The 3110-nt window shown below is 32.3% G+C and carries 4 protein-coding genes; 2 read left to right on the plus strand and 2 right to left on the minus strand.

The window, feature by feature from the left end; translation table 11 throughout:
- Together OM074_RS20915 and OM074_RS20920 are read left to right on the plus strand one after the other, a co-directional pair.
- Window positions 1-929, plus strand: a 929-nt coding sequence (locus OM074_RS20915; RefSeq protein WP_301202653.1) for an RHS repeat-associated core domain-containing protein, incomplete at its 5' end; no start/stop codon positions are given.
- A complete protein-coding gene (locus OM074_RS20920) occupies window positions 926-1957 on the plus strand; it encodes a hypothetical protein (protein ID WP_301202654.1) in 1032 nt (343 codons plus the stop codon). The genes OM074_RS20915 and OM074_RS20920, both read left to right, overlap by 4 nt.
- 105 nt (window positions 1958-2062) lie before the next feature.
- On the opposite strand, the gene OM074_RS20925 is transcribed toward OM074_RS20920, so the two are convergent.
- Together OM074_RS20925 and OM074_RS20930 are read right to left on the minus strand one after the other, a co-directional pair.
- Window positions 2063-2422 carry a type II toxin-antitoxin system RelE/ParE family toxin gene (locus tag OM074_RS20925; RefSeq protein WP_301202656.1) on the minus strand — a complete coding sequence of 120 codons (360 nt, stop codon included), beginning with the start codon at window positions 2420-2422 and terminating at the stop codon, window positions 2063-2065.
- A gap of 477 nt (window positions 2423-2899) precedes the next feature.
- Window positions 2900-3110, minus strand: a 211-nt coding sequence (locus OM074_RS20930; RefSeq protein WP_301202658.1) for a hypothetical protein, incomplete at its 5' end; no start/stop codon positions are given.

The raw sequence follows: 3110 nt of genomic DNA on the forward strand, positions 1-3110 counted from the left end.
TTGGTTTGGTTATGGAACAAAAAAACTACAACTCCGCTACAACCAATTACCAACAAAACAAGTATCTTTACAACGGAAAAGAAATCCAGGATGACAATCTTGGTGGGGTAAGCTTGGATTGGTACGATTACGGGGCACGTTTCTATGACCCTAGTTTGGGGAGATTTACGACACAAGATCCTCTTGCCGAAAAGTATCAATATCAATCACCACATGTTTATGCCGCCAATAACCCAGTTTGTTTTATTGATTGGATGGGATTGAAACCTGTTTGGAATGGTAGTGGCTATTCTGATGATGAAGATGAAGAAAAGGAATATACGTGGGAGGAAGTTAAAGATTATTTGGATGAAAATGACAGTTATTCAGAGAGTCTAACTTTTGATGATAATGATTTAACTTATGAAGATCACGAAAATAATATAAAGGTTACAATCAACGATTTTACAGGAAACTCAAAAAAGATGCTAATGGCTATATCGAGTGGAATGAAAACAGAGAATAGAGATGCAGCAAAAGGAAAGGCTATTAATGATGCCGTTGCAGAGGGGATTGATATGCGAAAATTTGGTTTTGAGTGGAATAAAGCAACAGGTACCTATGATTATAATCAAGCTGAATACTGCGTAGATCTGGCTGATTTCGGAATAAAAAGTAAGTTTGTGGAGCGACAAAATGGATTTGTTTTTTACTCTCATGGAAATAAAAATCTAAGATTTAAATCTGTTAATAGATTAAATGCAGTAAACTTTATCGGAGGAGATCCTACGTCTGGTCCTCAGATAGGATTTACACATAATGGTAAGTATGCTATTGCAGGGATGGTATTTCCAGATGCAAAATCTAGAGACAAGTATTATTATGCTTTATCTTCAAAATTATTTACATTTTACTATAATAGTTATATGCGCCAATTCCGTAAAAAATGAAGTTTCTAATAAGCATTTTACTTCTATTTATTATTCTAACTTCTTGTAGCAATGAAGAAGTGTTAGAAAATAGCATATGGGTTAATACTCATTGCCTAGATAATGAGTGTCCCATTGTATTAAATTTTATTAATGATAAAGCCTTGGAGTTTAGTTATTTGACAGATTCAACTGTGAAGTATAATTATAAAATAAATGATAATATTTTATACTTAGATAAAAAAGGCATAATTGAGAATAAGTATAAGATATCAAGGAGTTTTCAAGATTTAGTTCTTGCATCAGAACAAGATACTTTGAGACTTAAAGTATTAAAACCAACAAATTATACTGCCAAAATAAAATTAGATAATATATTAGGAAGTACTAATTATCATTGGAATTGTACTGGCTTATCAAAGAAAGATATGAGTATTCATATCCAATTTATGGAAACAGGAAAGTGTATCGTAGAATATGATAGTGATAATTTAGATACTTCTATTTATGAATTAAAGAAGTGGAGTATTATATCTAAAGATTTAAATGGGAGTACATATTGTTTTTTAAACATTCAATCACATGAAAGTATTTCGTTTCTTTTAACAGATGTTTTAAATGATAAAATCACAGGTGTTTATTTGTCTGGAAGCCAGTTCAATGATGAAGTATGTCTATTAAAAGAGGAAAATGAAAATCATGAGGATTTATCAGGTAAATGGAGTATAATCAATAAAAAAAGTTTAGAGAGGGAAAAATATTTTTACAAAATACCTGATGTTATTTACTTTTCAAGTTTCTCAACTCTAAATATGGAAGAAGATGTGTATAAGTTTGAATATGAAGATCTACCTAGACAAGGAGATAATTTTCGTTTTGGAAATTATGTAAGAGTATTTTCTGGAAGATTAGTTATTCTTGATTATTTAATAAATGATGATTATGGTGATTTTATTCAAATTTTAGAAGATGGGAATGATAAAATATCATTAGGCTTATTTATGGAAAGATCAAATTGCCCATTATTTATACAGTATGAAAGGTATTAATTACCCTCTTAATCGCACGGATTTTTCGTGTGATTAAGAGATAAAACAACAAAACCTGGTCTTTGCCAGGTTTTGTTTTATATATTAGTTTTTAATGTACTAATGTTATAAAGGATTACTCGTTTTCTCTGCCCAAATCCGGGGATTTCTATCAGTACTTATTACGGCAAGGACTTCAACAGTAATGTTTTGGTCATTGATATAAAAATGAACCATGTAAGGAAATTTCTTAATCAGCACACAACGAATTTCTTTATATCGTATGGCGTAAATCTGCGGGTCTTTATTAAGTGAATTAATGTGCTTAACCGCTGTTCTTTGAAACCTTTTGCCAAGTCCGGCCTGTTGTTCGTTGTACCAGTCTGTAATCTCCTCACTGAGCGTAGCGAGTAAATAATGGAAAGCTCGGCGTATGCCTCTGGCTACGTCGCTACACATAAGGCCTCTGGCCTGTATATAAAACAACAAAGCCGCATTTTAAAGTGCGGCTTTTGTTTTTATAATCAATATTTGTTTTTAACTCCCACTCGCTCGGATATGTAAAACACTAAAGACTCCCCCCGCTAGTGCGCGATGTATCGCGTTCGATAATTAAAAAGTTGTTAGAACTAAATATTAAATCCTGGCAGTGATGTCGGGATTTTTTTATAACGCAGCAATATTTTTATAAAAGAAGTCTTTAAATTTTTTTATTGGTAAGCATTTTATCAATCAGTTTAAAAATGGTTTGCTTTTTGTCATCGTCAAGCTGTTGTATCAGTCACATCTGCTCAACGGCTGTTTTGCCCTCAATGGTAACTTCAGTAGAAATTCTACTGTCATAATTTAAAAACAGATGGTAACGTAAAAAAGCTGCTACCATTTTTTGCAGCTCTTATTTATTGTAAAAAAATAAATGAATACTGTCATTCAACATATATTGCAAGAAAAGACTTACCCCTATTACTCCTTCAAATTAACAACGCCTATAAACTCAGGTAAATATGCCAAGCCCATATCTTGCGGACAAACAGGATACGTTTCAACACCTTCCATCACAGCCATTTTCACTTGATCTTCTATAGGAGCTTCAGTTTCAAATACCAATTCAACATGTTCAATATTTAACCCCCGCAATAAGGAAGTAATATACTCTTCTGCTCCTTTTTTGGTT

The organism is Plebeiibacterium marinum (assembly GCF_026013615.1).
Lineage (GTDB): Bacteria > Bacteroidota > Bacteroidia > Bacteroidales > Marinilabiliaceae > Saccharicrinis > Saccharicrinis marinus_A.